At 59.8% G+C, this 23929-nt stretch carries 21 protein-coding genes; 7 read left to right on the top strand and 14 right to left on the bottom strand.

The features are described from left to right. The first annotated feature begins 1 nt into the window (after position 1). Entirely contained in the window at positions 2–868 is an 867-nt protein-coding gene (locus AC6I1V_RS17400) for a VIT1/CCC1 transporter family protein (protein ID WP_486854493.1), read from the top strand. A 749-nt stretch (positions 869–1617) separates the two neighbouring features. Here the strand turns inward: AC6I1V_RS17400 and AC6I1V_RS17395 are convergent. Together AC6I1V_RS17395 and AC6I1V_RS17390 are read right to left on the bottom strand one after the other, a co-directional pair. After that, the gene (locus tag AC6I1V_RS17395) at positions 1618–2001 is read right to left on the bottom strand and encodes a hypothetical protein (RefSeq protein WP_486854494.1); all 384 of its coding nucleotides are present in this window, start codon (positions 1999–2001) and stop codon (positions 1618–1620) included. 698 nt (positions 2002–2699) lie between these two features. Then, entirely contained in the window at positions 2700–2912 is a 213-nt protein-coding gene (locus tag AC6I1V_RS17390; RefSeq protein WP_486854495.1) for a hypothetical protein, read from the bottom strand. 183 nt (positions 2913–3095) lie between these two features. Here AC6I1V_RS17390 and AC6I1V_RS17385 point away from each other — a divergent pair, with 183 nt between their 5' ends. After that, on the top strand, positions 3096–3818 hold the full coding sequence (locus AC6I1V_RS17385) for a LexA family transcriptional regulator (RefSeq protein WP_302554468.1): 723 nt from the start codon (positions 3096–3098) through the stop codon (positions 3816–3818). A 653-nt stretch (positions 3819–4471) separates the two neighbouring features. Here the strand turns inward: AC6I1V_RS17385 and AC6I1V_RS17380 are convergent. The 10 genes from AC6I1V_RS17380 to AC6I1V_RS17335 all read right to left on the bottom strand — a co-directional run bounded on the left by AC6I1V_RS17380 (position 4472) and on the right by AC6I1V_RS17335 (position 16051). Next, positions 4472–5179: an aspartate/glutamate racemase family protein gene (locus AC6I1V_RS17380; protein ID WP_302554469.1), complete on the bottom strand. Its 708-nt coding sequence runs from the start codon at positions 5177–5179 to the stop codon at positions 4472–4474. Positions 5180–5549: 370 nt separating this feature from the next. Next, positions 5550–6983, bottom strand: a complete 1434-nt coding sequence (locus tag AC6I1V_RS17375; RefSeq protein ID WP_337431829.1) for a sodium:solute symporter family protein — start codon at positions 6981–6983, stop codon at positions 5550–5552. Positions 6984–7214: 231 nt separating this feature from the next. Further along, positions 7215–7610, bottom strand: coding sequence for a hypothetical protein (locus AC6I1V_RS17370; protein ID WP_302554754.1), 396 nt, complete (start codon positions 7608–7610; stop codon positions 7215–7217). Positions 7611–7662: 52 nt separating this feature from the next. Further along, on the bottom strand, positions 7663–9051 hold the full coding sequence (locus AC6I1V_RS17365; RefSeq protein ID WP_486854496.1) for an FAD-dependent oxidoreductase: 1389 nt from the start codon (positions 9049–9051) through the stop codon (positions 7663–7665). Then, positions 9051–9326 carry a (2Fe-2S)-binding protein gene (locus AC6I1V_RS17360; RefSeq protein WP_308771659.1) on the bottom strand — a complete coding sequence of 92 codons (276 nt, stop codon included), beginning with the start codon at positions 9324–9326 and terminating at the stop codon, positions 9051–9053. Before AC6I1V_RS17360 ends, AC6I1V_RS17365 begins: the two co-directional genes overlap by 1 nt. 13 nt (positions 9327–9339) lie before the next feature. Beyond that, positions 9340–10452: an NAD(P)/FAD-dependent oxidoreductase gene (locus tag AC6I1V_RS17355; RefSeq protein WP_302554757.1), complete on the bottom strand. Its 1113-nt coding sequence runs from the start codon at positions 10450–10452 to the stop codon at positions 9340–9342. A 914-nt stretch (positions 10453–11366) separates the two neighbouring features. After that, on the bottom strand, positions 11367–11747 hold the full coding sequence (locus AC6I1V_RS17350) for a RidA family protein (RefSeq protein WP_302553857.1): 381 nt from the start codon (positions 11745–11747) through the stop codon (positions 11367–11369). A 204-nt stretch (positions 11748–11951) separates the two neighbouring features. After that, positions 11952–12929, bottom strand: a complete 978-nt coding sequence (locus AC6I1V_RS17345; protein WP_486849999.1) for a Bug family tripartite tricarboxylate transporter substrate binding protein — start codon at positions 12927–12929, stop codon at positions 11952–11954. Between the two features lie 1079 nt (positions 12930–14008). Beyond that, positions 14009–15517, bottom strand: coding sequence for a tripartite tricarboxylate transporter permease (locus AC6I1V_RS17340; RefSeq protein ID WP_302553860.1), 1509 nt, complete (start codon positions 15515–15517; stop codon positions 14009–14011). 21 nt (positions 15518–15538) lie between these two features. Further along, entirely contained in the window at positions 15539–16051 is a 513-nt protein-coding gene (locus AC6I1V_RS17335) for a tripartite tricarboxylate transporter TctB family protein (protein ID WP_308771656.1), read from the bottom strand. Between the two features lie 349 nt (positions 16052–16400). On the opposite strand from AC6I1V_RS17335, the gene AC6I1V_RS17330 reads away from it, so the two are divergent. From AC6I1V_RS17330 to AC6I1V_RS17320, 3 genes are all read left to right on the top strand, one after another. Further along, positions 16401–18335, top strand: a complete 1935-nt coding sequence (locus AC6I1V_RS17330; protein ID WP_337431851.1) for a sigma-54-dependent Fis family transcriptional regulator — start codon at positions 16401–16403, stop codon at positions 18333–18335. A 291-nt stretch (positions 18336–18626) separates the two neighbouring features. Further along, the gene (locus AC6I1V_RS17325; RefSeq protein WP_497737283.1) at positions 18627–19109 is read left to right on the top strand and encodes a hypothetical protein; all 483 of its coding nucleotides are present in this window, start codon (positions 18627–18629) and stop codon (positions 19107–19109) included. Then, positions 19048–19533, top strand: a complete 486-nt coding sequence (locus AC6I1V_RS17320) for a hypothetical protein (protein ID WP_497737282.1) — start codon at positions 19048–19050, stop codon at positions 19531–19533. The genes AC6I1V_RS17325 and AC6I1V_RS17320 overlap by 62 nt, the downstream gene beginning before the upstream one ends. Positions 19534–19930: 397 nt before the next feature. Here the strand turns inward: AC6I1V_RS17320 and AC6I1V_RS17315 are convergent, their stop codons facing one another. Then, positions 19931–22129, bottom strand: coding sequence for a sensor domain-containing diguanylate cyclase (locus AC6I1V_RS17315; protein ID WP_486854994.1), 2199 nt, complete (start codon positions 22127–22129; stop codon positions 19931–19933). Between the two features lie 212 nt (positions 22130–22341). On the opposite strand from AC6I1V_RS17315, the gene AC6I1V_RS17310 reads away from it, so the two are divergent. After that, positions 22342–22749 (top strand): secondary thiamine-phosphate synthase enzyme YjbQ, encoded by a 408-nt coding sequence (locus AC6I1V_RS17310; RefSeq protein WP_308771689.1) that lies wholly within the window; start codon positions 22342–22344, stop codon positions 22747–22749. 34 nt (positions 22750–22783) lie between these two features. Here the strand turns inward: AC6I1V_RS17310 and AC6I1V_RS17305 are convergent, their stop codons facing one another. Further along, entirely contained in the window at positions 22784–23158 is a 375-nt protein-coding gene (locus tag AC6I1V_RS17305; protein ID WP_337432207.1) for a helix-turn-helix domain-containing protein, read from the bottom strand. A gap of 118 nt (positions 23159–23276) precedes the next feature. Between AC6I1V_RS17305 and AC6I1V_RS17300 the strand changes: the two genes are divergently transcribed. Next, entirely contained in the window at positions 23277–23924 is a 648-nt protein-coding gene (locus AC6I1V_RS17300) for a LexA family transcriptional regulator (protein WP_486854995.1), read from the top strand. The last annotated feature ends 5 nt before the right edge of the window (positions 23925–23929 follow it).

The following is a 23929-nucleotide window of genomic DNA, read 5'->3' as shown; positions in this document are numbered from 1 at the left end:
TATGAAGGAAGAGACGTTGGCCGTTATCCGAAGGATGCAGGGCCGCGAGGCCACGGATCAGCGTGTGTACGCGGCGCTGGCAAAACAGGCCAGTTTGCCAAAAAACCGTGAAATCCTTGAAAAGATGTCTCGTGATGAAGGCCTGCATTGTGCGGTATGGGGCCGTTATACGGGAACTGAAGCCAAAGCCGATATGTTTCGGGTGTGGCTGTTTGTGGTGCTTGGGAAGGTTTTTGGGCTCGTGTTCGTGATCAATCTGATGGAAGGCGGGGAAGACGATTCCGCGGAGAATTACAGGAAACTCATGGAGGAATTGCCCGAAGCCCGGAGCATCATGGAAGACGAGACCCGTCACGAGGCGCAGCTTGCGGCCATGATTCACGAGGAAAAACTCAGTTATATAAGCTCGATGGTGCTTGGCCTCAACGACGCGTTGGTTGAGCTGACCGGCGCTCTGGCCGGGTTTACGCTGGCCCTCAATGACAACCGCATGGTCGGCATGGCCGGGTTCATTACCGGGGTGGCGGCGACGCTGTCGATGGCCGCTTCCGAATATTTGTCCAAGAAGGCTGACAGTTCGGAAAAGCATCCGCTTAAGGCGGCGATATATACCGGCGTGGCCTATATGATCACCGTCGCTTTCCTGTTGCTGCCTTACATCGTGTTCGACAGCCCGCTGGCGGCTCTGGGGTTCTGCCTGTTCGACGCGGCACTGATCATTTTGGGCTTTACCTACTTCGTATCCGTGGTGAGGAAAGAATCGTTCGTGCGTGGGTTTGCTGAGATGATTACCATCAGTTTCAGCGTGGCGGGCATTTCCTTCCTGATAGGCTGGGCGGCTCGGAGTTGGCTGAACATTGACGTATGAATCAATCTGAGATTGATTTTTGGGGCGTCAAAAGAATGTCCGCTATGGGAGGGGAGGTTGGTCGGCAGTTTCGGGAATGTGCCGTCAGCAACTGAACGGGCGTCCCTGTAGAAGGACGTCCCGTGCCGGGTTTATATGTGAACTGCGGGAACCCTTTGTTTTTCCAAAGGTTGTGCCATAGGAAGTGGTTGATGCTTTTTCCTTGAAATGCCAAAGGAATACCCAATAAAATGCCCCAAACATGAAGCTCATCAGCAGAGAAATCAGCACGAGTCTGTATTTTCAGTGTATTGTGTAGATAAAACAACCATATGCTATGACAGCATGTTCCCAAATATTGTATGGATGCAGAAGAAAACCTATTTTTGTATTTTCCTTGATTAAAAAAGCTCAGCCCCAGGCTGTGCCGTTACTTTACATATAACTATTTGAAACTGTTGAAAGCAATTTTGTTCGCGGTTTGAAAATAGCTAATAATTTCAATAGATTATATCGAATTGACGACACGGCCTGGTATGGAGTTGTTTCACCTCTACAGCACGGAAAAACACAGCCTTTTTCTCCAGTTTTCCTCTTGGCGGAATCTCTGGCTAAGGCATTTTGTCGGTTATCCCTTTGGAACTTAAAGGAAAAGCATCAGCCATTTTCTATGGCACAGCCTTAAAAAAGCAGCTTGAGGGAACAAATACAAACAGCCCGTGACGTAGCTGTGTCACGGGCTGTTTGTTCCAGCAATGGTGCTGAGAAATTTACAGCTTTTCAGCTAGGGCGGGGAGGCATGAGCAGGTGTCCACCTTCAGGTCAAGCCTCTTCAAAGCCATCTTGATGCTGTCGATGAAAATGACGACATCCTCATAGGGGACGGTATAAGACGACTGCTTGGCTTCAATGGCCTTGATGCAGGCGGCGAACAAATCGTCCGTTTCCCAGCGGGGATGGAAGCCATCAATCGGATCGACGATACTCTTCATGCGGGCGACGACATCAATCTGATGTTCGTAGGTCGTATGGGGGTAGAGGGCCTGCGCCATCTTAACGAGGGCTACAAAGGCATCGCGGTCAAAAGGCGTCCCTTGCTCCTTATGAGCGTTCATCGCGCTACAAACAATAACTTCGAGTTCCTTGTTCGTCATGACCAAATCCTCCTTTGGCGGAATCTCTTTGACTCACTCAACATAAGGCTGAGTAGCCCGGAGTCAACCAGATGGAGGCAAAAAAACGGCCTTTTGTGCCGAGTTTTTTTCGTCCGTATCGGATGTTCAAGCAAAGAAAACATATTTTAAAGGGTTATGCACGTAGGAATGAACCTTACTATGGATATTACAAAAACTATATTCCCACAGTACAACAGCTCTTCAGCAGTCTGACGGCCTTGAGGTGGCTTCGCTATGAATTGAGTTGCAGAGGGAGAGTCTGCATAGGGATACATTGCAGTTGCAGCATAGGCGATGGAGAGGAAGCAGGAGGGGCTCCTTGTTCCCCAAGCCGCCTACAGCGGCACGGGCTCATACCGTACCCATAGGAGGCCAGCTTCACGCCCTGCCGCAGGGATTATCCTCTGGTGTCACCTCAATATTGAATGACGGGCAATGACTGTAGTATGATTTTCTATTCGTTGTGGCTCTGTCATGGTATGTGGTTGTTTCATTTCTACAGTACTGTGAAAATACAGTCTTTTTTAGCGTTCACCTTGGTGGAGTCCACGGCTGAGGCATTTTGTCGGTTATTCCTTTCGGGCTTCAGGGGAAAAAGCATCAACCGTTTTTTATGACACAGCCTTGGTTTTTATTGACTGTCATCAACTGCAATTGCAAGCAAGGCTTCACCGGCATTACACCGCACCGAGGGCGCATCGTTTCCCCCGGCGGCGTCCGGTTTTTCCGGCGATATCCCGCGTTGCCAAAGGGAGGTTCTCAAGGGATTCGATCTGTTCCGCGATGGATTGCAGGTTGCTGCATACCAGACGCAGCAGCGGTGCATTATCGAGGCTCAGCCCCTGCATGAGTGTCGCCTGTACGCTCCGCAAATCTTCACTGATAGCCATGAGGTTTCTCCTTATCGTCTCGCTCCACGAAATCCGCCGTTCTCCCGGCGCGTTTTGAAAGTGCCTGAGTCTGGTTTATTTGTCAATTAAAAATTGATAAATTGAACGAAAATTGATTTATATTTCTCGCAAGGGGCAAGTTGAGATTGACAAAACAATCAAGGATAGGGTATAGGTTGGCCCATGAGCACAATACTATCCGAATCCGATTCCAATGCCATTCTGGATCGCCTCCTCTCCGGTGCGGGGCTGCATCGCGACGCCCAGCTTGCGGCGCTTCTTGGCGTTTCGCCGCAGGCCGTGAGCCAGGCCCGGCGAAAGCGCAAGATCCCGGAAGGATGGGTGGTCAAAGTTTCGCAGCGGTGCGGCCTGTCGATGGACTGGCTGATGTTCGGGAAGGGGGACGAATCCACCCCGGCTTCCCATGCTCCGGCTGCCTCATCAACGTCTCAGGCATCGACGCCTGCGGGCGCGGCGGTTCCCGATCTCGACCTGTTGTGCATCCCTCTGGTGGCGGCGAGCCTTTCCGCAGGGGTAGGGAGCCTGCAAACCGAAGCCGATGTATTGGATTATTTTGCCTTTCGTTCCGATTGGCTGTGCCGGAAGGGGAACCCCGACAAGATGGTGCTCATGAAGGTTTACGGCGACAGCATGGAGCCGGAGATCCGCCACGGGGACATGGCCCTCATCGACCAGAGCAAGCAGCAGATTTATCCCCACACGATCTATGCCGTGGGTGTCAACGAGGAAATCTACATCAAGCAGATCGAGACGCTGCCCGGCCATAGGATGCTTCTCCGCAGCCTGAATGAGCGTTACGACCCCATCGAAGTGGACTTGCGCGGCGACATGGCCGAGTCCGTCCGCATCATCGGCAAGGTCATCTGGTGGTGCCGTGAAGCGTAGGGGGTAGGGAAAGTTGGGGAAGGTTGGGGGAAGGGAGGAGAGAACTTTCTGAAGAAAGTTCTCTCCTCCCTTCCCCCAAACCCCCATCCCTCCTCTCTCAAAGACTTTTGATGTTATCGAATCCCTTTTGGCGCTTTTCCCTGTGGGCATGTGGATGACGCACAACCGGGCCATTTTCGTGGGGCGGGACATAGCCTTTTCCTACGGTCATACGGATGGCGTTTACTGGTGTAAGGGGTATGGTTTGTATTAGACTATATTTCATATGGTTATAGGGTTTGTCCATGCTCGTTGGAGGCATGGACGTCATCTTTGTTTTCCCTGCGGCATGTGGGGGAGGCGGTGTTTTTCTTTGGGCTGTGTTATAGGAAATGGTTGATGTTTTTTTCTTTGAAACTCCAAAGGGATAACCGGCAAAATGCCTTATTCGTGGCTCCCGCCAAGGGGAAGACCTGAGAAAAAGGCTGTATTTTCACTATACTGTGGAGATGAAACAACCACATACTGTAACAGAGACTTTCTTTTCATAACGAGGAAAGGCGAAGGTTTTCCCCTTCGCCTTTCTTGTTTTGCAATGGTTCTGCCGCAGCAAAAGGCAGCCCCGTAATTGTATGTACTGCAAGAGCAGGATAGTTGGCAATCCTTGAGGCTGGCTAGTAGTCCTTCCGGCAGACGGCGTAATAGGCATATTCGACGAGCGAATTGATGTCGTAGACGGGCAGGTTGACGGCGCGTTGGATGGGCGCGGAGAAGGCGGAGAGATCGGTGCATTCGAGCACGAGGGCGTCGAGCGCCTTTTCCTGCGCAAACGCGGCGGCGGAGCCCACGATTTCGGCTTCGAGGCGTTCCATGTCGAAGTCGTGGCGCTTGCCTTCGATGATGGTTTCCCAGAATTCGGGATTGCCTTCCATGCCCCGGATGTGCACCGACTCCATCGGCGTCGCGCAGTTGGCGAAATGGGCGGGCGTCAGCGCCTGGCGGCTGGCGGTGAGGACGCCGATGCTGGCCTTTTCGCCGTGCATGAGGCGCACCAGCGGAAGCTGGAGCAGGCTCGACAGGAAAACCGGGATGTGCAGCTCGGCGGCGATTTGGTTCTGGAAGCGGGCCATGAAGCCGCAGCTTCCGGTAATGGCCTGCACGCCGTCGGCCTCAAGCTCTTTCGCGGCCTGAATGAACGGTTCCAGCAGATCCGGCGTGGGATTGAACAGCAGGCGCGGGATGTCCACGCCCCGGATGACCCGCGTTACCGTCGGGAAGCGGTACGTCAATGGGTTGCGCATGTGCCCGCGCGGTTTCGGGAACAGCGATTCGAGGCACAAGATGCCGATGGGCATGTCGTAATACAGCTTACCACCTTTCATGTTCGCTCCTTTTCGGTTGGCATACGGCGGGCAGCCTGCCGTATGGGTATTCGTGAAAAGCCGTTTCCACCGGGCGCGATTCCCGCGCCGTTCCCTCGCCTCTTTCTGCCGGGGGCAAACCTTTGGACGGAATCCGCTGAAGGGAAAGCCGTTGGAGATGGAGGTTGGGGGGATCGGTTGGGAGGAGGTTTTTGGGGGAAGAGCGCCGCCCCTCCTCTCAACCGAATTTTTCCTGTCAGTTTTTCTTGTTCATTTCCGCAATCCACTGGACGATGCCGGTGAGCACCCATACGCCGCAGGCGATGTTCAGGATGAAGGACGCGTAGATCAGGTATTTCGTGAATTCGAGCATGAGAGTCTCCTTGCGGGCTTACAGGGCTTCGGGGGCGTAAATGCCCGTCGAGGGGGCGCGGTGCTTCGTCATCTGGTGGATGACGAACAGCGTCAGGCAGTTGAGGCCGATGCCGATGAGGTTGGCGGGGATGCCGAAGGGCTCGCCGAGCATCTTGTCGCTCCACAGGAAGCAGCTCACGACGCCGATGGTCACGGCGGGGGCCCCGGCGTAGGGCGACACCTTGCCCCAGAGCAGCCCGGCCAGCAGCGGCGGGATGATCGCCGAAGGCCACAGCTTGAAGATGTAGATCATCAGGCCGAACACGTCCTGGAACAGGATGGCGACGCCGATGGAAACGCCGCCCACGAGCAGGGTGGACATGCGGGACTGGCGCAGCATCTGATCCTGCGTGGCTTTGGGGTTGATGAACTTGTTGTAGATGTCGCGGGTGTACACGACGCAGGCGGTGTTGATGAAGGCCGCGCCGGAGGACATGACGGCGGCGAGCAGGGCCGCCAGCACAAGGCCGGTCACGCCGATGGGCAGCACGTCGCGGATAAGGTTGGTGAAGGCGAGGTCGGGCTTGACGTCGGGCTGGAGCGCCATGGAAGCGAGTCCGATCCCGGCGGTGGTGGCGAGGAAGAAGATCCAGTGGACGGAGAAGATCAGCACCCCGGCCTTGCTGTCCTTGGCGGATTTGGTGGAGGCGTAGCGCTGGATGAAGTACGGCGCGCAGAATTCCCCGAACAGGAAGCTCAGGAACAGGCCCGCGAACTGGATCGGCCCCCAGCCTGAGAACACCTTCAGGTTGTCTTCATAGCGGGGCATGCTGTTGAGGGTCGCCATCATGGAATCGAAGCCGCCGAGATGGTCGATGGCGAGATACCCGCACAGGCTCACGCCGATGATAATGATCACATACTGCACGGCGTCGGTCATGGTCACGGCGAGCATGCCGCCCGACCACGTATAGGCCAGCGTGATGATGGAGGAAATGAGCGCCGCCGGGATGAGGTCTATGCCCACGGCGGTCTGGAGGATGGCGCCCATCGCCAGGATCTGCACCCCGTACAGCCCAAGGCAGAAGAAAAAGCATACGATGCTGGAGACGAGCCGCCCCGCGCGCCCGTAATACAGCCCGAAGAGGTCGCCCACGCTGTAGACGTTCTTGATGTTGTGCACGCGCCCGGCGATGTACAGGCCGGAGAAGATCTGGTTGATCACCACGCCGACAAGCCCGGCGAAGACCACGATGCCCGTGGTGTGCATGAACGAGACGCGCCCGATGGTCGCGCCGCCCCCGCACAGGGTCGCTGCGATGGCCGCAAAGAAGATGGACATGGGGAGGCCGCGCCCGGCGACGGCGTAATCGTCAAAGTTGGTGACTTTCTTCATGGCCCAGTAGCCGATGTAGACCACGACGAAGAAATACAGGATGATGATCGCGTAATCCAGCCAATGGATGGTCATGGGATGCTCCTAGATGCAGGCCGAGCGGCGCTGCTTGATACGGAAAGGCCCTGTCATGGAATGTGGTTGTTTCATCTCCACAATGCAATGAAAAGAAAGGCTTTTTCTCTCGTTTTCCCGTTGACGGATTCTCTGGTTGGGGATTTTGCCGGTTATTCCCTTGGCATTGAGAGAAATAAAGCGTCAGCCATTTCCTATGGCACGGCCTACGGAAAAAGGGGAATGGAATCCTCAGCAGACATGGCAGGATACGCGAACGGGTGGAGCGGCGGGGAGAGGGAGCAGGCCGCGTATGTCGGTATGGCGCGGCAGCCGATGGTTTTGGAGCCGGAGGCGGACGGCCCGGAACAGGTGGGGCCACAGGATGACGAGAAGGAGCGGGAACAGGCTTTCCCAGCTTTGCGGGTTTTTGTTCGACGTTTCGGGGGTCGGCGCGGCGAGGGCGGGATCATCCGGGGCGAGGTGTGGGCTTTCCGCTTGCGGCAGCAGTTCGAGGCTGGCGATGCTCCCCGCTTCGGCTACCCTCGGCGCGGCATTGAGCGAAGCCGCGCACAGGCAGACGATGTAGCCGACAGCAAGCACAAGGCAAAGTCCTTGCCGGCAGAGGAGGGAAAGGGAAAGCCGCATAGGTAATTTTCCGCGGCCCCCTCCCCGGACGTCGGGAAGGGGGCGGGCCCGTTTAGCCGGGCAGGTTGAGGTTGCAGTAGTTTTCGAGGCTGACCGGGCGGAAGGGCTGGCGGACTTGCAGGCAGCCCACGGCGTCGGGGGCCTTGGACTGGGCGGCGGCGGTGATTTCCGCGAGCGCGGGCCCGCACATGCGGCCTTGGCACTGGCCCATGCCGCAGCGGGTGAAGCGCTTGACTTCGTTGACGTCGCGGAAGCCTTCGGCCACGGCCTTGCGGATGTCCCCGGCGGTGACGCATTCGCAGCGGCAGACCAGCGTTTCGTCCGGGACATTGAAGATCGCCGGGTTGGGCGCGAACACGTAGCGCAGGAACCCGCGCGCGATGCGCATGGCGCGGAGCCGCCTGCGGGCCGGGCCGCTGCGGTGGGCGGCTTCGGCGTCGCTGATGACGCCGAGGCGCCGGGCGATCTCCACCCCGGCGATGGTGCCCTTGAGCATGCTCGCGTCGCCGCCGTGGACATAGGTTCCGTCACCGGCGATGGAGATGCCGTCCACGCTGGTGCGTCCGTTTTCATCGACGACGGGATGCCAGTACCGCTGGACGCCGTCCCATGCGTGCTCGGCGTTCAGGGAGTTGAGGATGTGCGTGCGCGGGATGATGCCCTCGTGCCGCAGCAGGGTGGAGGCGTTGATTTCGTGGGTCTTGCCGCCCGCGTCGTAGACGACCTTTTCCAGATGATCGGAGCCCACGGCGCGGATATTGGTGACGTTGCGGATGATCGGCACCTTGCCCTTGAGCACGCGCAGGGCCATCCTGATGCCCTTGGCGACATAGGGCATGTCGAGCACGCCTGCGGGCATGAGGCCGCCCGCCATGATGCGGCGGGACCACCAGCCGGTGTCGAGCCACGCGGCGATGGGCACGCCCGCGTCGAGCAGGTGCCCGGCGAGCAGGAGCAGCAGGGGGCCGTTGCCCGCAAGGACGACCGGGGCGTTTTTGTCGGCGGAGAGCGTGCCGCCGGAGCGCAGCAGGATGTCGGCCCCGCCCGCGCCCATGACGCCGGGCAGCGTCCAGCCGGGGAAGGGGACTGGTCGTTCCATGCCGCCGGGGGCGATGATGATGTGCGAAGCGGTCAGTTCTTCGGCCTTGCCGTTCATGGTGCACGAGACCCGGTGCGGCTCAAGGCCCCAGACGGTTGCGCCGGGGTAGTAGGTCGCGCCGGATTCGCGGAAGCGCCTTACGAGCTCAAGCCCTGCGGCGCGATCCTTGGGATCGAGCAGGGCCTGCGCCATCGGGGTTTCGATGTTGCGGAAAAGCTGCCCGCCGGGGGCCGCCTGTTCGTCGACAAGGGTTACGTCCAGCCCGCAGGAGCGCGCGGCGCAGGCTGCGGAAAGCCCGGCGGGGCCGGCCCCGATGACGATGAGATCCATGTTTCTGTCCATTATTCGGCCTCCCCGGAAAGTTGGCGCCTCACGGTCATGCCTTCCCGCACGGTGACGAGGCAGGATTGGACATCCGGTTCGCCGTCGATTTCCATAAGGCATTCAAAGCACACGCCCATGAGACAGTACGGGGCGCGGGCGCTGCCGTCCACGGGATGCTTGCAGGTGTGCCCGGCGTGGGCATGTCCGAGCACGGCGGCGGCGACGCTGATCCCGGCGGGGACTTCCATCGGCTGCCCGTCGAAGGTGATATGAACGGTTGGTTCGTTTTGCATGGCGTAGTCCTTTTCAGCACGAATAGCCGAAGCGTTTGAGGGTCATGCCCTGCGCGGTTTCGGGCAGTTCGCCGCCGAGGATGAAATCGGGGAGCAGGCGGGTATGGGCCGCGGCCATGGTCACGGCGCTGTGGGTATTGACGAGGGTCACGTTGGGATGCCCCGGCAGGCGGCTGTAGATCGCCATGTTGTCTTCGGGCATGACGCGCAGCCCGGCCCATGTGCGGATGAGCCGCTTCTTGCCGAGTTCGGGCCAGACGCGGATGGCCCACTTGCCTTCGGAGGCCACGGCGGAGGGCACGACCTGCGTGTGGTGCCCGGCCTTCTCGTGGCGGAAGCCGATGATGGTCGTGCCGCCGAAGGTCTGGGTGACGCCGAGCACCGGGATGGGCATGACGAAAGGCATGCGTTCGACGAGCAGCACCTGCCCCTTGTCCGGGTAGACGGGCAGCGTGGGCATGGCGAACTGGACGAAGCGGCGGTTGGACAGCCCGGCGGCGAGCACGAGCTTTTGGCAGTCGAAAGTTCCGTCCTTTGTGGTGACGCGGTAGCCGCCCGCATGGGGCTTCACGTCGAACACCAGCGTCTGGCGGTAGTCCACGCCGACGCGGGGCAGGGCCGCACGGAAGGCGCGCAGCAGGGACAGGGGATCGACCACGCCGTCCTCTTCGCACCACGCCGCGCCGCAGACTTCGGGGCCCCAGCCGATCTTGGGCAGCTTCTTCTCAAGCTCGGCGCGGCCGATCATGTTGCCCTTGTATTCGCCGAGGGCCTCGCGCAGCTTTTCGATGTAGTCGCCGCGCTTTTGGTAGTCCTCTTCGCTCAGGACGGGGATGATGCCGCCGGTGTAGTTCACCGGGATCGCATGGCCTGAAACTTCCTCAAGCTCCTTGGTCAGCGCCGGGTACAGCCGCGAGGAGACGAAGCCCCATTTCGCATAGTTGGGCAGGTGCAGGAATTTCGACTGGCACCAGATCAGCCCTACGTTGGTACGCGACGCCTTATTGGTATCGGTCGGCGCGTCCAGCACGGCCACTTTCCGGCCCTTGCCGGAAAGCCCGTATGCCAGCGCGGCGCCCGATATGCCACCGCCTACGATGATGATGTCTTGTTCTGTCGTGCTCATGGGAGAATGCCTCCGGCGGCCGGGCTGCCGCCCGGACCTGCCCGGGGGGAATGATTCCCCCCGGACCCCCCCAGTGCGGCGGGCGCCACGGCTTCGCCGCGCCGTCCGCCGTCCTGTGGGCGTCAGGCGCTTTCTTGGCGAAGGCCTGACGTACCCGCTCTGTGTTTTTCAAATAGCTGTATCACAGCAAACGATTGATGCCTTTTTGAAGCCCAAAGGAGGGTGCCGATACAATGTCTGGGGCCCGCTGACGGAACAATAAGGAAGGCTTATTATTTCATCATGTTGCGAAGTAAGGCAGTCGCATCCTGCGGCAGGATTCCAGACGGCCCCGTCCCCGTTACGAAAGTTTTGGGAGAGGGAGGGGTGGGGTTTGGGAAGGGAGCAACCTTTCTGAAGAAAGGTTCTCCTTTGCCTCCCCAAGCCTCATTCCCCTTTTTTCCTAGGGCCTGTTCACGAAAACAAAAAATAAATATAGTTTTTTACAGATGGTTATCCTTGTTTTTTGGCTCTGTTATAGTTTGTGGTTGTTTCATCTTCACAGTACATTGAAAATACAGCCTTTTTCTCCAGTTTTCCTCTTGGCGGGAACTACGGATAAGGCATTTTGCTTGGATCCCCCCTCTCGGTTCGCGCCGGGAGGGGCGGGAGCTACGGATAAGGCATTTTGCCGGGTATCCCTTTGGAGCAAGGAAAAAAGCATCAACCATTTTCTATAACACAGCCTATTTTTTTGAGCGGTGCTGCATTTTCCTTCAACCCTCTTCAGTCATGGGAAAAACTCAGCAGGGTGTGAACATGCCCTAGGCCGTGTCGTCGTTTAATATTTAACTATATGAAATTATTAAAAATATTTTTGTAACCTAAAAATAATTTAATAATTTAAATATATTGTATCTGATTGACGACACAGCCTAGTCTTTTTTGTAGGCGACGCAGTCGACTTCGACGCGGAGGTCGCTCATCATCCGGGCCTGTACGCAGACGCGGGCGGGGGCGTGCTCGGCGGTGAAGAACTGGGCGTAGACCTTGTTGAACCCGGCGAAGTCGCGGGGATCGTCGAGGTAGACGTTGACGCGGACGACGTCTTCAAGGGAATACCCGGCGGATTCGAGCACCTTCTTGAGGTTTTCGAGGGTGACGCGGGCCTGCACGGTGATGTTGCCGGTGACGATTTCGCCGTCGGCGTCACGGGGGACTTGCCCGCTGACGAAGAGCCAGCCGTCCGCTCCGGCGGCTTTGGAGAAGGGAAGGGCGCCAGGCTTGGTGGGGGTGCCGTAGCGTTTGATGGACATGGTCTGCTCCTTGGTTTTCGTATCGGTTTTTGAGGGTATGGCCTGTCGAATCGTGGTTTCAGGAAGGGGCTTCCTTTGCGTCCTGTCCCGAAGCCCCCCAAGGGGGAGGAAAGGGGAACCCCGGGGCAGGGCGGGAAGGAAGGCCGCCGGAAGAGGGGCGGCCCCTGCCGGGGGAAGGGAAAGCTTCCCCCGGAATTCCGCGTGCTACTTGTTGCCGGTCAGTCCGAGGTCGGTAAGGACCTTGTTCATTTCGGCATACTGTTCCTTGAGCTGCTTCATCCACGCTTCGCCGGCGGCGTAGTCGGGCGTCGCGTTCATGTTTTTGATGGCCTTGATGTATTCGGGGTCCTTGACGATCTCTTCGGAAATGGCCGCGAGCTTGTCGAGGATTTCCTTGGGCGTGCCCTTGGGGGCCGCGATGCCCGCCCAGCCGTAGTAGTTGCCCTCATAGCCCTGCTCCGCGAAGGTGGGGGCGTTGGGGTACTCGTCGCTCTTGGTGCCGATGGCGAGGATCTTGAGCTTGTCGGCGGAGGCCATAGGCGCGTAGTTCTGGGGAAAGAGGAAGGTCATGTCGGCATGGCCGCCGAGGACGGCGGTGGCCGCTTCGCCGCCGCTCTTGTATTCGACCTGCTTCACCTGAACGCCGGTGCCGGTGAACCAGTTACGCATGGCGAAGGTCAGCCACGAGGTGGCGGCGGGGCTGGCGAATACGAGCTTGCCGGGTTCCTTCTTGGCGGCGGCCTCAAATTCCTTGAGGCTGTTCCACGGGGCGTCCTTGTTCACGACCACGGCGCAGTTGGCGACCATGATGCGGGCGATGTAGTCGAAGCTGTCAAAGCTGTACTTCGCGCCCTTGGCGGTCAGCGGGATGATGATGTTCGGCCCGGCCTGCGCGAGGAACAGCGTGTAGCCGTCGGGCTTGGCCTTGGCTGCGAAAAGGCTGCCGGTCAGCCCGCCGCCTCCGGTCTTGTTCACCACAACCACGGGCTGCCCCAGTTTTTTCTTGGCGAATTCCGCCCACACGCGGGCCGTCAGGTCAGAGTCGCCGCCCGCACCGTAGGGGCTTACGAGCTGGATGGGCTTGCTCGGATAGCCCGAAGCCTGAGCCGGGGCGGTCAGAAGGCCGCCGGCGAGCAGGAAAGCGCCTATGCCGAAAAGTGCTGTGCGAAGGGTCGTAAACATAAGGTTTTCCCCTTGGGTTGATGGTTGCAGGGGCCCCTGCCCCCTGTATTTCAGCGCCGCTTCCGCCCGCCGGTTACCCACGGATGGCGTCCCCGCGGCGCATTTTCGCCGTATTGGTCTACAGTGTTCATTCCCGCGGAGAGCCCCGCGCTTGCCCGTTTCCCATTGCCCTATTCCCGCCGCCGGGCCCCCGGCATTCTTCAGCCATTCTCGTCAGTTTCTTGCCCCTTTTCCCCGCCGGAACGAACTCCTGCCGCGCGGCCTCCCCACCAGTCGAAAGTCTTGGGGAGGAGAGGGGAGGGGCTTGGGGGAGGGGAGAGGAATCTCTTCTCCAGAAGGGGGTTCTCTCCCCAACTGTCATCTTTTTCTTTTTTTTTCTCTCTCTCTCTCTCTCTCTCTCTCTCTCTCTCTCTCTCTCTTGCCCCACGGATGGCGTCCCCGCGGCGCATTTTCGCCGTATTGGTCTACAGTGTTCATTCCCGCGGAGAGCCCCGCGCTTGCCCGTTTCCCATTGCCCTATTCCCGCCGGGCCGGGCCTCCGGCACTCTTCAGCCATTCTCGTCAGCTTCTTGCCCCTTTTCCCCGCCGGAACGAACTCCTGCCGCGCGGCCTCCCCACCAGTCGAAAGTCTTGGGGAGGAGAGGGGAGGGGGCTTGGGGGAGGGGAGAGGAACCTCTTCTCCAGAAGGGGGTTCCCTCCCCAACTGTCGTCTTTCTTTCTTTCTTTCTTTCTTTCTTTCTCTCTCTCTCTCTCTCTCTCTCTCTCTCTCTCTCTCTTATCCTGCGGACGGCGTCCCCGCGGCGCATTTTCGCCGTATCGGTCTACAGTGTTCATTCCCGCGGAGTGCCCCGCGCTTGCCCGTTTCCCATTGCCCTATTCCCGCCGGGCCGGGCCCCCAGCACTCTTCAGCCATTCTCGTCAGTTTTTTGCCCCTTTTCCCCGCCGGAACGAACTCCTGCCGCGCGGCCTCCCCACCAGTCGAAAGTCTTGGGGAGGAGAGGGGAGGGGGCTTGGGGGAGGGGAGAGGAACCCCTTCTCCAGAAGGGGTTCCTCTCCCCTCCCCCAAATTTCATCTCTCCCTATCCCTCCTGCGCGAGCTGGGCGATCTTCGAGCGGCGCAGGCGGGCGCGGGCGATGCTGAAGACGGCGGCGACGGTGAGCAGGAGAAGCACGACCGAGAACGGGTGCGTCAGGAAGATCATGAAGCTGCCGTCGGAAAGGGTCATGGTCTGGTCAAAGGCCGACTCCAGCAGGGGGCCGAGGATGAAGCCGATGATCATGGGCCCGGCCGGGAACTGGAACCGACGCATCCCGTAGCCGAGGATGCCGAACAGGATAAGGCAGAGGATGTCGAACAGGCTCTGGTTGATGGAATAGGTGCCGACAAAGGCGAAGATGGTCACGGCCGAGAAAATGATGTGCTTGGGGAGCTGCGTGATGCGGATCCATGCCTTGAAGCCGAGCTTGGCGATGACGTAGAGCAGGATGTCGCACATGATGAGCGAGCCGAAGATGCCGTAGACCACCGTGGTGTTTTCAAAGAAAATGTTCGGGCCGGGGGTGATGCCCTGAATGAGGAACGCGCCCATGAGCACGGCGGTCACGTCGTCGCCGGGGATGCCGAGGGTCAGGAGCGGGATCATGGCGGAGCCGGTCACGGCGTTGTTGGCGGCTTCGGGGGCCATGACGCCTTCGATGGCGCCCTTGCCGAACTGTTCGGGGTGCTTCGAGGTGCGCTGGGCTTCGGAATACGCCATGTACGCGGCGGGTGAAGCCCCAAGGCCGGGCATGGCGCCGATGATCGAGCCGATGATGGACGAGCGGAGCAGAACCGGGATGCGGCTCTTGATTTCCTGCCACGAGAGGCGGCCGTCCTCGCCGGAGAGATCGAGCTTCTGCTCGAAGGTCTTGCGGATGCCGGAACAGGCCTGATGGATGACTTCGGGCAGGCAGAGCAGGCCGATGACCATCGGGATGAGGGCGATGCCCGACATGAGGTTTTCGTTTTCAAAGGTGAAGCGCATGGCCCCGGTGGTGCCGGAGACGCCCACGGTGGCGAGGAGGATGCCCACGCCCGCGCAGATGATGCCTTTAAGGATGGACGAGCCCGAAATGCTGCCCACCACGGTCAGGGCCAGCAGGATGAGGCTGCACTGTTCGACGGGGCCGACCTTGAGGGTGAGGTAGGACAGGGGGGCGGCCACGCAGATGAGCAGGATGTTGCTGAAGGTGTCGCCGAACACCGAGCCGACCAGCGCCGCGTTGAGGCCCTTGCCCGCCTTGCCCTGCTTGGCGAGGGGGTAGCCGTCCATGGCGGTGCAGACGGCCGGCGGCGCGCCGGGGGTGTTGAGGAGGACGGCGGTGATGGAGCCGCCGAACATGCTGGCTTTGTAGATGCCGAGCAGCATGGGGATGCCCACCAGCGGGCTGACGTAGAAGGTCAGCGGCAGGAGGATGGAAATGGCCATGATGCCCGAAATGCCGGGGATGGCCCCGAACATGAGCCCCGTGAAGATGCCGAGGGCCACGGCCCCGATGGTCTCTGGGGTGAGGATGGAAATGAGCCCTGTACAGATGTCCGCGAACATGATGCCTCTCCCGTGGTTGGCCTAGCCGAACAGGACGCCGGCAGGCAGGATGATCTGCATGAAGTTGAACGCCACGTAATCGAGCAGGAGCGTGAACAGCACGTAGCAGGCCATGCCGATGAGCCAGTGCCGCAGGCCGAGCATCAGGGAAACGAGGAGCATGGTGATCGGCGTGGAGTAGACGAAGCCGATGAAATGGAGGCCGATGAGGTAGAGGAACAGGATGCCGACGTAACCGGCGAGGGCGGTGAAACGTCCGGCCTCTTCGCCGCCTTCCTGAAGCTCAAGGCGTTCCTCGTCGATCTTGCCCGCAAGCATGTGGCGCACGGCCCGGAAACAGAACCCCACAAGCAGCACGCTCATGGCGATGAGGACGAGGGTGACGACGGATGGGAAAAAGGCCGGGCTGACGGTCGAGGGCAGGGTTTCGATGACCCATTGATCGATGTGGCAGTAAAAATAGATGAAAAAGAGCATGAGGAAGAGGCTGATGCCCGCTTCGATCCAGATGTTTCGCCTTAATAGCCTGCCCATATGAGATTCTCCCCTGAAGCGAAAAGGTTTTCGACGTAATCCGTGAACAAGATCCGCTCTTTGCTTTGCCGCGCGGAGGGGCATCCGCGCCGGGCCTTTCACCCGGCTTTTTCTAAGCAGGTACTGTGCCAAAGTGTTACAACAGTGTTTTCCTCATAAAAATAAGATGATTATGTAACAAAGGCGGAAAAGTGCGCAATATGGAATTGTAACAATACGTGACATAAATAGTCCTTTGTGGTATAAAAAGATACCGCGTGAGGGGAGGACTATCAGCGGTTTTCGTCTTTTTAGGCAAAATAATGTAACGTATCATTACACTGTAATGTTTTATTACAAAGGCCATTCCATGCTGACCGCCCTTTCCCCGGCCCAAGGCATCCGGCAAAGCGTGCCGGCCCAGGAAGACATCATCCGGCGCTCGCTGGAGCGATCCGCCCGCTACGGCGTAGACCCGCACCTTGACGGCGCGCCCGAATCCACCCGCCTTTCGGATGAACAGTTGCGCGAACGCATCAACGGGCAGCGCGTTTTCTACACGCTGGCGAAAGAGCAGATCGACTCCCTGTACCGCCTGTTGCGGGACACGGGCTTCTGCATGGCCCTCGCGGACTCGGAGGGCTATGTGCTGTATGTCGTTGGCGATCCCGATCTCGTGGAGCATTTCAAGCGGCGCCGCTGCATCCCCGGCTACCGCTGGACGGAACGCGACATCGGGACATGCGCCATCGGCCTGTCGCTGGAGGAGCGCGTGCCCGTGTTCCTGCCCGGCGACCGGATGTATTCCGCGCAGGCCCGCAAGATCAGCAATGCGGGCGCGCCGGTCTTTTCGCTGGACGGGAGCCGCGTGCTTGGGGCCATTTCCCTCAGCGGCAGTTCCGATATGATGCACGTCCACACGCTTGGGCTCGTGCGGCAGGCGGCGGAAACCGTCACTTCGCAACTGCGCGAGCGCGAACGCATCCGCGAACTGGCCATCAAAAACCAGTACATGCGCGCGCTGGTGGAATCCGATTCGCGGGGCATCGTCACCGTGGATCAGGCCGGGCGCATCGTGGAGGCCAACAGCACGGCCCGCAAGCTGCTGAAGCTCGCGCCGGGCTGCGAGGGCAAGTCGTTTGAGGAGAGCGTGGGCGAGAGCTACAACATCACGGGGTACCTCAAGGAAGGGAAAGGGTTCCGGGCGCGTGAAATCCTCGCCCGGCGCAGCGGGACGACGCATTTCGCATCCCTTGACCCTATCCGCATGAACAGCGGCGAACTGGTGGGCGGCCTGTTCACGGTCATGGAAAAGAAGGAAATGATGCGCATGGCGGTGGAAATGACCGGGGCGCACGCACATTTCACCTTTGAGTCCATCCTTGGGGCGAGCGAGGGCCTGCGCTCGGCCCTGCATCTTGCCCACATCGCCGCCGGAAGCACGGCCCCGGTGCTGCTGTACGGCGAGACGGGGACGGGCAAGGAATTGTTCGCGCAGGCCATCCACAACGACGGGCCCCGGCGGAACCGGCCCTTTGTGGCGATCAACTGCGGGGCCATCCCCAAAGAGCTGCTGGAAAGCGAATTGTTCGGCTATGAGGAGGGCGCATTCACGGGCGCGCAGAAGGGCGGGCGGCCCGGCAAGTTCGAGCTTGCGGACACGGGTACGCTGTTCCTCGATGAAATCGGGGACATGCCTTTTGACATGCAGGTCAAGCTGCTGCGCGTGCTCCAGTCGGGGGAAATCCAGCGCGTGGGCGGCCTGCGCACCGTCCCCGTGGATCTCCGCATCATCTCCGCGACCAACAAGGATCTCAAGCAAGCCATCGCGCAGCACCAGTTCCGGGCGGATCTGTATTACCGCATCAGTACCCTGAGCATCCTCGTGCCTCCGCTCCGCGAACGTGCCGAAGACATCCTCCCGCTGGCGGAGCACTTCATCCGCCGGCACGAGCTGCGCCTGAACCGCCGCCCGGTTCCCCTGCCGCAGGAAACGGCCGAGGCTATCCGCCGTTACCCGTGGCCCGGCAATATCCGGCAGTTGGAGAGCGCCGTGGAACGGGCGGTGCATCTGGCGGAAGGCGGCGCGCTGCTGCCTGAGCATTTCGGGATTGCGGATCTTGTGGAAAACCGCAGGCCAGCCGCGCCTGCCCCGGCGCAGGCGACGCTTGAGGATATCGAACGGCAGGCCATCGCCGCCGCCCTCGCCCGTTTCGGCGGGAACATCAGCCAGACGGCTTTCGCCCTCGGCGTCAGCCGCCCCACGCTGTACCGGAAGATGGACAAGTACGGTTTAACGGACTGACCGCTTGGGGGAGACCGGAAAATTTTCCTGAAGAAAGGGCACCCATAAGCGAGACATCCATGTTTCCAATGAAACTTGTATTCAACCCTATGAAATTCAAAATGAATTTTTTAGGAAATTATCGAAAGGGTGAATGCCTTCTGATGTTTTTTTGAAATTTCAAATAGATAACCAATAAAAGGCCCCAACCATGAAACCCCGTTGAGAGGCTCTGTTCTGCTTGAGGGGAGCTCATGAGGGATCGTCCCGCCGTGAGCGCGTGGATGGTGATCTGTTCCGTTTGCGGGGAGCATGACCGACACCCGCCGCGCACGGGCCAGCCGCCAGAACCTGCCCCGCTTGCAGGGGATCATGAGGCATCCCCCGGAATGCTGCGATCCGGCGCGGTATCTGTTCCGCTTGAAGGGGCTCATGATCAATAACGGAGATGCGATAGGTCGCTTGAAGGCTCTGCTCCACTTGAGGGGAGCTCATAAGGGATCGTCCCGCCGTGAGCGCGTGGATGGTGATCTGCTCCGTTTGCGGGGGATCATGACCGACACCCGCCGCGTACGGGCCAGCCGCCAGAACCTGCCCCGCTTGCAGGAGATCATGGGGCATCCCCCGGAACGCTGCGATCCGGCGCGGTATCTGTTCCGCTTGAAGGGACTCATGATCAGTAACGGAGAGGTTATAGGCCGACTGGAGGTTCTGCTCCACTTGAGGGGAGAACATGAGGGATCGTCCCGCCGTGAGCGCGTGGATGGTGATCTGCTCCGTTTGCGGGGAGCATGACCGACACCCGCCGCGCACGGGCCAGCCGCCAGAACCTGCCCCGCTTGCAGGGGATCATGAGGCATCCCCGGAACGCTGCGATCCGGCGCGGTATCTGTTCCGCTTGAAGGGGCTCATGATCAATAACGGATATGCGATAGGTCGCTTGAAGGCTCTGCTCCACTTGAGAGGAGCTCATGAGGGATCGTCCCACCGTGAGCGCGTGGCCGGTGATCTGCTCCGTTTGCGGGGGATCATGACTGACATCCGCCGCGCACGGGTCAGCCGCCAGAACCTGCCCCGTTTGCAGGGGGCTCGTGAACTTATGCCTGCGGTGTGCCCGGCGTGTTCAAGGCCCCGCTTGCGGGAACCGTCGTGTGGCTGTCTCCCACGCTGCGGGAAGGTACTCAAAGCCTCGCCTCTAGGGAAACTGTCCAGCGGTTGAGCCCCATGCGGCGGAATGCCTGATCAAGGCCCCGCTTGCGGGGGAACCATTCGTCAAAAACGGTTCCCCGAACAGCCGCAAGGCTCAAGGCCCCGCCTGTGGGGAGCCGTGGGGAAAAGTGCCGTTCCGGGCTGGCCGCGGCAATTTGGCCTTTCGGCCCGTATCGGAACGGGCTCCCTCGTGCGGCCTTCCGAACAATCGGAACGGGTTCCCTCTACACGAACTCCCCATCAATCAGAACGGCTTGCCTCCACACGGACTCCCTACAATCGGAACGGACTCCCTCCGCACAGCCTCCCCACCAGTTGAAAGTCTTTGAAGAGGAGGGAGAGGGGTTTGGGGAGAGGGAGGGGAAACTTTCTCCAGAAAGTTTCCCCTCCCTCTCCCCAAGGTTCCCTCAATCCCCCTTTACATCCTCCCCCCTGTGCCGCTTTTCGGCGTACATGGAGGCGTCCGCCATTCGGAAAAGCCCGGTATAGTCGGCTGCGTCGTCGGGGAAAGCCGCCATGCCGATGCTTGCGGACATGGAAAGGCCGTCCGGCAAGGGGAACGACAGCCCGCGCCTGAGCTCCCCGATGCGCCTTTCGAGGGCATCCCTTGAAGGAACATCCCGGAAAAGCGCGATAAATTCGTCGCCGCCGATGCGCCCGGCGATGTCCCCTTCATTGAGCATGGCGCTTAGGCGCCGGGCCGTCTCAATGAGCGCATGGTCACCGGTGAGGTGGCCGCATGTATCATTGATCTGCTTGAAATGATTTACATCAATTACGGCAAGCACATGCATCCCCGCGCCGGGGGGCTGCCGGAGGCAGGCTTCGATGCGCTTTCTGGCCGAACTCGCGTTGTAGAGGCCGGTGAGCGGATCAAGCTGCGCCTTCTTGCGGAGCCGTTCCGTATTGCGTTTTTCCGTGTCGATGTCCGCGATTTCCCCCACGATCCGCACGGGCTGGCCCGATTCGTCGGAAATGGCCACGGCCTGAACCCGGCACCAGAGAACCCCCGATGGCTGCTTGAGGAAGCGCAGTTCAGCCGGGGCGGAACGGCCCGACAGTATCCGGCTGAAGAACTGGCGGTAGAGCGGCCTGTCCTCCGCGTGGATGCAGTGTTCCGAAAGTGAGCCGGAAGCCCCGTCCACGGCGGGATCGTACCCGAATTTTTCCTTGAAGCGGGGAGAGAAATAGGAGCGGCGGATCACAAGGTCGTGTTCAAAGATGATGCGCTCGGAAAGCTCCGTGAGGATGCGGTAACGCTCCTCGCTGATCTTGAGTTCCTGCTGCGTCTTGCGCAGGGATGTGATGTCCATGACGATGACGTAGAACCATGAGCGCCCGTTTTCATCGTGCACAAGCTGCGCTTTGTCGAACAGCCACAGGATGCGCCCGTCCGCCTTGGTCACGCGGTACTCCACCATGTCGTAGTCGCTGCGCTTGATTTGCCTGTTGATGGAGTCGAACACGCGTTTGCGGTCTTCCGGGTGGACGAGGTTGTCGAACCGGTTGCCGTAGGTTTCCTTGAATGAGTCCCGCGAGTGCCCGATCAGCTTGAGGAACCCTTCGCTGATATAGTCGAATTCCAGCTTTTCATCGTTGCTGTAGCGGAAAAAACCGCCGGGGATGTTTTCAATGACCGTTTCGAGGAATTGCTTGGCCCGCCGGAGGCGCTTGGCCTGCCGCCCCTGCATCCTGAGCACGAGCCAGAGGAAGAGCATGCTCAAGCCGATGAAGAACAGCATGAGATAGAGCACTTCCCTCTGGATGGTGCCCACATTGGCGGCCAGCGTGTCTTCCGGGACGATGGAAAAGATGTGCCACTCCGTGGAGGTGAGTTCCAGCTTGCTGTGCGCCATGTAGTACGGCCTGCCGTCGTAGCTGAACAGCCCCCCGCTGCCGAAGGCGTCCGGTATGCCATGATCGGGCGAGCCGGGGGCGCTTGGGGGGATGAGTTCCGCGATGTTGCCGTAGCGGGCCAGTTGGACGGAGCCGCGCCCCCGGAACAGGATATGCCCTTGACTGTCGGTGACGAGCACCTGCCCGCTGCCGTTGAAGAGGCGGTCGTCGATGGACATGATGAAGGCGTCCGTCTGTACCGTTGCGAAAAGGGCGCCAAGGACTTTGCCTTTATGGATGATGGGGGAGACGTAGACGTTGATGGGGTTGTCGTCGGTCTTGTCCACGAGCAGGATGGAGACGGAGGGGGAACCCATGAGCGCCTTCTTGAAATAGGGCCGGTTCCGGGCGTCGAAGGTCAGGCCGTCCGTGGCGTGGGCCATGCCGTCGGGGGTGATGTACCCCATGCGCTTGAGCCCGAGCGTATCGACGGCCCCCATGAGCAGGGGGATGATCGTTTCAGGGACGCCTTGCCCAAGCTCCCCGAAAACGTGGGCCAGCACCTCGACGGCCTGGATGGTGCCGCACATATCCGTCTTGATGGCGTTGGCGTACTGGCGCGTCACTTCGGCGAGCTGCGCTTCGGCCTGTTCCTGGATATTCCGCTTCGTCCTGCTGAAATAGACGAGGAAGACCACGGCGAGCGAGATGGCCGCCACGAGGCAGTACAAAGCATAGGTACGCAACCCTTTCCATTCTTTTTGATCCATAAAGCTTCCCCGGAAGAAGTCTGTCGCCTTTGAGAAGGATAACGCGTGTCGATAAGCGATGTCCAGAGGAAGCCAAGAACGGCGGGATGTCCATGCACGAAATAAAATATCCTACATTGTTATGAACAACCGTATCCGCCCGATCATTCATAGCTATTCACTTGCATTGAACCCCCGATGCCTGTACAAGGCGGAGCAAGAGAGGGTTTCCTATGGAAATATGCACGGTGGCCACCCGGAGCCGGGAGGAGATGGTGGATATCACGGGGCACGTCTGCGCCGTGATCCGGGAAAAAGGCTGGAGGAGGGGCGTCGCGGCGCTGTTTTGCCCGCATACGACCTGCGGCCTGACGATCAATGAAGGGGCCGATCCCGATGTGCGCCGGGACATGACGGCCTTTTTCAGCCGCACCATACCGCACGGGGGCGGGTGGCGGCATGGGGAAGGCAACAGCGACGCGCACATCAAGGCGAGCCTTATGGGGCCGTCCCTGTTCGTGATTGTGGAGGACGGCGAACCGCGCCTCGGCACATGGCAGAGCGTCTATTTGTATGAAGGCGACGGCCCGCGCTCCCGTTCGATTTGGATCCAGTGGCTGCCCGCCCCAGAGGACGCCTGATTTCCGTGCCCGGCGGCGTGTGCCTTGGCGCCCCCTAAGCGGCCCCGCGTCCGGCATCCATTCCGGGGGCGGAGGGGCTTGCCTGCCCCGTGTCTTTTGGAAGGGCTTCCTGATGCGGCCCTTCCTGCCCTTCCGCCCTGCGCCGGGCATTCCTGTAGCGCCCGTGCCCGTTCCGCAGCATTTCCTCATGAATCATCTTGAGAAACAAAAGTTCGTCCATGTTCAGCGCCATCGCTATGAGAAGCAGGACGTTGAGGGTGGCGTTTTGCCGGCGGCCCTCAAGCTGGGCGATGTGAATACGAGAGAGGCCAGCGAAATCAGCAAGTTTTTGCTGCGATAGCCTGGTCTCCCTTCGGGCGCGCCGGAGTACGGCAGCGATAGCGCTTTTCAATCCCGGTAGATCTTCCATGCCGGGAGATCTAGCCCAGACTTGACAAAAAGATGTATTCTAAAACATACAAAAATGAGACTCCAACCAGGTTATCAGGGCGTTGGCCCGCTCCTGCGCACTATGAGAGGCACCCTAAATGGACTCCAGTTCCTTCGACGAAATTTTCCGCAGGTTTCAGAGCGTAACCGGTACGAGCACGCAACAGGAATTGGCGGACGTGCTTGGCATCAAGCAATCGACCATTTCCGAATCCAAAAAGCGCGGCACAGTGCCTCCCGGCTGGTTTTTGGCTCTGTTCGAGATGCGCGGGGTGAACCCCGACTGGCTCAAGCAGGGCAGGGGCCCCATGTATCTCCGCACTGAAGACGGGCGCTATATGGAGCCGGAACCTGCCTCCACGCCGCTTGGACGGGGCATTTCCCTGCCTTATTACGATTCCGATCGCGTGCAGGGCGGCGTATGGGAGCCTTCCGGGACGATCATGCTCCCTGAGCCGTATGCCGGGAAGGGGTTCCGCGTCCTCCGCATAACGGGTGACAGCTTTTCGCCCACGGTGCGGCAGGGGGCTTTCGTGGGGGTCGACACGTCCAGCGTCCGGCCTTCCAGCGGCAGCATCTTCGCGGTGTCCGTGCCTTTTGAAGGGATCGTCATCAAACGGGTGTTCTGTGACAGCGACACGCTCCTGCTCCGTACGGACAACCCGCTCCACCCATCCATGTCCATCCCGCTCACCGAAGCCGGGAGGCTCGTCGGCAGGATCGCTTGGGTTTTCCAAGCCATGTGACCCGG

This window comes from Bilophila sp. T19-St14, assembly GCF_059728385.1.
Note: the sequence above shows the minus strand (reverse complement) of the source record. Positions and strands in the feature narration are given on the sequence as shown.

Bases quoted from the DNA above. Each gene is read 5' to 3' on its own strand.
- AC6I1V_RS17400 (WP_486854493.1), top strand. From the start codon at position 2: ATGAAGGAAGAGACGTTGGCCGTTATCCGAAGGATGCAGGGCCGCGAG.
- AC6I1V_RS17395 (WP_486854494.1), bottom strand. From the start codon at position 2,001: ATGACGAACAAGGAACTCGAAGTTATTGTTTGTAGCGCGATGAACGCT.
- AC6I1V_RS17390 (WP_486854495.1), bottom strand. From the start codon at position 2,912: ATGGCTATCAGTGAAGATTTGCGGAGCGTACAGGCGACACTCATGCAG.
- AC6I1V_RS17385 (WP_302554468.1), top strand. From the start codon at position 3,096: ATGAGCACAATACTATCCGAATCCGATTCCAATGCCATTCTGGATCGC.
- AC6I1V_RS17380 (WP_302554469.1), bottom strand. From the start codon at position 5,179: ATGAAAGGTGGTAAGCTGTATTACGACATGCCCATCGGCATCTTGTGC.
- AC6I1V_RS17375 (WP_337431829.1), bottom strand. From the start codon at position 6,983: ATGACCATCCATTGGCTGGATTACGCGATCATCATCCTGTATTTCTTC.
- AC6I1V_RS17370 (WP_302554754.1), bottom strand. From the start codon at position 7,610: ATGCGGCTTTCCCTTTCCCTCCTCTGCCGGCAAGGACTTTGCCTTGTG.
- AC6I1V_RS17365 (WP_486854496.1), bottom strand. From the start codon at position 9,051: ATGGACAGAAACATGGATCTCATCGTCATCGGGGCCGGCCCCGCCGGG.
- AC6I1V_RS17360 (WP_308771659.1), bottom strand. From the start codon at position 9,326: ATGCAAAACGAACCAACCGTTCATATCACCTTCGACGGGCAGCCGATG.
- AC6I1V_RS17355 (WP_302554757.1), bottom strand. From the start codon at position 10,452: ATGAGCACGACAGAACAAGACATCATCATCGTAGGCGGTGGCATATCG.
- AC6I1V_RS17350 (WP_302553857.1), bottom strand. From the start codon at position 11,747: ATGTCCATCAAACGCTACGGCACCCCCACCAAGCCTGGCGCCCTTCCC.
- AC6I1V_RS17345 (WP_486849999.1), bottom strand. From the start codon at position 12,929: ATGTTTACGACCCTTCGCACAGCACTTTTCGGCATAGGCGCTTTCCTG.
- AC6I1V_RS17340 (WP_302553860.1), bottom strand. From the start codon at position 15,517: ATGTTCGCGGACATCTGTACAGGGCTCATTTCCATCCTCACCCCAGAG.
- AC6I1V_RS17335 (WP_308771656.1), bottom strand. From the start codon at position 16,051: ATGGGCAGGCTATTAAGGCGAAACATCTGGATCGAAGCGGGCATCAGC.
- AC6I1V_RS17330 (WP_337431851.1), top strand. From the start codon at position 16,401: ATGCTGACCGCCCTTTCCCCGGCCCAAGGCATCCGGCAAAGCGTGCCG.
- AC6I1V_RS17325 (WP_497737283.1), top strand. From the start codon at position 18,627: ATGACCGACACCCGCCGCGCACGGGCCAGCCGCCAGAACCTGCCCCGC.
- AC6I1V_RS17320 (WP_497737282.1), top strand. From the start codon at position 19,048: ATGAGGGATCGTCCCGCCGTGAGCGCGTGGATGGTGATCTGCTCCGTT.
- AC6I1V_RS17315 (WP_486854994.1), bottom strand. From the start codon at position 22,129: ATGGATCAAAAAGAATGGAAAGGGTTGCGTACCTATGCTTTGTACTGC.
- AC6I1V_RS17310 (WP_308771689.1), top strand. From the start codon at position 22,342: ATGGAAATATGCACGGTGGCCACCCGGAGCCGGGAGGAGATGGTGGAT.
- AC6I1V_RS17305 (WP_337432207.1), bottom strand. From the start codon at position 23,158: ATGGAAGATCTACCGGGATTGAAAAGCGCTATCGCTGCCGTACTCCGG.
- AC6I1V_RS17300 (WP_486854995.1), top strand. From the start codon at position 23,277: ATGGACTCCAGTTCCTTCGACGAAATTTTCCGCAGGTTTCAGAGCGTA.